The following is a 2,900-nucleotide window of genomic DNA, read 5'->3' on the forward strand; positions in this document are numbered from 1 at the left end:
AGCCCCGGCATCGGGCAGGGTCGGACCCGTTCCCGGCACCGGGCTCGCCGGCACGCTGGCCCTACTGGAGGCGCTTGGCGCGACGGCCGGCCTCGTCGCCGACACCGCCCACCTCGCCGCCGCGGGCGCCCTCGCTGGCACCGGCGCCTGGGTGGAGAGCGTCGTCGACGTGCAGCTCGCCGACCCGCCCAGCGGCGGAATCCCCTCCCGCCGGGGGTGGCCCGGGCATACCGGCACCCTGGGCCATCGGCTGTTGCTCACCGACCTGACCGAGGCCGGCTACCGAGGCCCTGTCATGGTCGAAAGTCCGGTCGACACCAGTCTTGACGCCCACGCCGCCGCCACTCAGGCTCTGATCTGCCTGCACACACTCCTCGACGAGCCCACCGCCGTCCCGCAGAGAGCCTGACCGCGATTGTGACCATTGGGGCTGCGAATTCCAGCTGCTATCTGTAATTCCCTGATGCGGCTTCCGAGCCGCGTACGTACAGTTTGATCGTTTACCCCTGTCTTCCTTGGCCGTCTATGATCTGTGCTGCATAGACCTATTTTTCCCAACTTCCAGGAATTCCCGTTGCTGAGAACAAGCTGCGTTTATTCTGCCACATGCTCATCAGTATCCTATTACGCCGGTTGTCTGTACCGTGACCGTTCTGACTCCATGGCGAAATCCATATCGTGACGTCGATGTTGGCGGAGCGGTGTGGGATGGGTATGAAGGCGCCGTTCGACGTGAGCATGAAGGATCGGGTGAAACGGCCATGGCAAGCGGCGTTTTGTGGTCACGCTGTCGGCGTGATGCTCAACCTGTCACCAGCCGGCAGTAGGTGAGAGCGACCTGCCGGTGGGGTCGGGATCGGTTGGGGTGGGTGGTGAGGAGCCACTCATCGGTGATGATATTGACGGCCGTCCACGGAGCAAGCGCCATGGCGCCGACCCGGCATGCCTGGCCGGCCAGGCGTGCCGGGTCGGCGCCAACGTTGGGCTGCCGCAGCGGGAACCCCGGCGGGCTGGGCCACCGACGGCTACCGACGCGGTGAGCACGCGCGGCCGGACGTTGGCCTGCCCGCTGGCGGCCGGTAGGTCGTGCTCACCGCGTCGTCGCCCACGAACCCGAAACCCGTCCGCCGACCGTGCTTGTCACGAGTGTCGCCAACCGGCACCGCGGTGGTCACCCGGCGAGGCGCCCATGACGGTCAGCAGTACGGGGTCCAGGCTCATGACGGCCAGGGTGGTGGAATCGCCCTGGCGCCAGTCGATGTTGGTGATGGCCTGCTCGGTGGCGAGCTTGCGGCCTTCGTCGAGCATGCTGGGCTCGGGGTCGACGGCGGTGATGTGGCCGACCAGACGGGCCAGGGGCAGCGCGATCATGCCGGTGCCGGTGCCCAGGTCCAGGACGCGTTGGGTGCCGTCGAGGCCGAAGCGCTCGTGGAGCAGGTGGTAGAAGCCCGGGTCATAACCGGGGCGGTATGTCGCGTAGTAGGGGGCGGTGGAGGCGAACAGTTCGTCGGGCGTGTAGGTCATGATCCTAGTCGTTCGCGGGCGCGGGATAAGTCGGTGAGAAGGAACGAGTCGGAGCGGCGTTCAGGTGCTGCCACCACTCGCGGACAGGCCAAGCGCCGGCGCCTTCGTGCGCGATGGAGCCGTCGGGGTTCCGGTCCGGCTGCCCGAGCAGCCGGCGTTCGATGTCGGGCAGGTCGTCGCGTTCCAGGAGGGCGGGTGCGGGGTCGTCGATGGGGGCGAGCCAGCGGTAGCCGTATTGCATCATCACCGCCAGGTGTGGGCGGCCGGAGGTGTTGAGGCCGCTCGTGTGCCAGGTGCGGTTCTCGAACAGCACCACGTCCGTGGGGCCGATCGCCAGGGTGATCGCGCCGGGCGGGTTGATGGCCCCGGCGGGGACGGCGATCGGGCCGGTGTCGGTGTGGCTGCCGGGTAGGAACATCGTGAGCCCGGTGTCTGGGGTGATGTCGCTGACGACGTAGACAACCTTGATCGCTATGCGTCCGATGGTCTCGTGGCCGAGGTCGCCCGTCGCGGCGCCCACTAATGGGAAATTTGGCTACTGGACCAGAAAAACGCATCCTCGCAGGTCACAGGGGTGCGGGAGTCCAGCTTCTTAGTTTCCCCCTTAGTAAGTGATACCTCCATCCCGCGAGGGGAAATTCAACGTCTGGCCTGTGGTTACCCGGCTGTTGATGTTGGTTGTGGCTCGGCTCAGTGCATCCGCCAGAGTCGTACCATCTGGTCGTGGCTGGCGGTGGCGAGGGTGTGTCCGTCCGCGGACGGCGTTGTCTGCGCCCGGCTGCTCGCGACAGCGGCCCGCGCGTAATGCCAAGATCGTTCAGGCTAGCTGGTAATCCTCGTGCCCGACGGCCCTATCCCACACAGCCTCGAACGCGGCGACACACCGCGCGACGGTGTCGGGGTCTGCGGTGAACTCTTCTTCGCCCGTGTCCGCGCCGTCGCCGGAGTTGAAGTTGAACACGACGATACGCGCGTCGATGAGGAAGAAATCGGCGGCTGGCAGGAACAGGTCGAAGGCTCGTCGCCGGGGCAGCCAGCGAACGTCCTCACCGGCCGCAATGTTGTGCCTGGTCAGCATGTGTTCCCAGCGTATGAAGTCAGTGACCGGTTCTGACACTACACGGGCGCGTCGTATCCGCACGCCCCGGGCGACGTTAGCCGAGACCAGGTTCAACCAGTCGCCCCAGTCGTAGCTGTCGGTCGACGTCCGCTGCCATTCAAGAAACGCCGGGTCGGTGACGTCGTAGACGTCCCGCATCTCCAGGTGCACCACCGATTGGCGCGCGGCTCTGATCAGGTCGAGGCCCTCGACCGGGCCGTGCCCGATACGGCCCGGTTCGTAGCGGCCTTCAGCCGCTTCCGCGATGGTGGGTCCC

Annotated in this window: 3 protein-coding genes and 1 pseudogene; 1 reads left to right on the top strand and 3 read right to left on the bottom strand. The window is 66.6% G+C overall.

The annotated features are described in order from the left end of the window. Nucleotides 1-409 (top strand): annotated as a pseudogene (locus U9980_RS27060) (hypothetical protein); the annotation flags it as partial. Between the two features lie 731 nt (nucleotides 410-1,140). Here the strand turns inward: U9980_RS27060 and U9980_RS27065 are convergent. The 3 genes from U9980_RS27065 to U9980_RS27075 all read right to left on the bottom strand — a co-directional run bounded on the left by U9980_RS27065 (nucleotide 1,141) and on the right by U9980_RS27075 (nucleotide 2,782). Next, the gene (locus U9980_RS27065) at nucleotides 1,141-1,524 is read right to left on the bottom strand and encodes a class I SAM-dependent methyltransferase (RefSeq protein WP_322770518.1); all 384 of its coding nucleotides are present in this window, start codon (nucleotides 1,522-1,524) and stop codon (nucleotides 1,141-1,143) included. Nucleotides 1,525-1,528: 4 nt separating this feature from the next. Further along, a complete protein-coding gene (locus U9980_RS27070; protein ID WP_322770519.1) occupies nucleotides 1,529-2,044 on the bottom strand; it encodes a phytanoyl-CoA dioxygenase family protein in 516 nt (171 codons plus the stop codon). A gap of 297 nt (nucleotides 2,045-2,341) precedes the next feature. After that, entirely contained in the window at nucleotides 2,342-2,782 is a 441-nt protein-coding gene (locus U9980_RS27075) for a DUF6879 family protein (protein WP_416210414.1), read from the bottom strand. Nucleotides 2,783-2,900: the final 118 nt, after the last annotated feature.

It is taken from the genome of Protofrankia sp. Cr1, assembly GCF_963555865.1.
Taxonomy (GTDB): domain Bacteria; phylum Actinomycetota; class Actinomycetes; order Frankiales; family Frankiaceae; genus Protofrankia.

Coding starts and splice junctions, on each gene's coding strand:
- U9980_RS27075 (WP_416210414.1), bottom strand. CDS start 2,782: ATGCGGGACGTCTACGACGTCACCGACCCGGCGTTTCTTGAATGGCAG.
- U9980_RS27065 (WP_322770518.1), bottom strand. CDS start 1,524: ATGACCTACACGCCCGACGAACTGTTCGCCTCCACCGCCCCCTACTAC.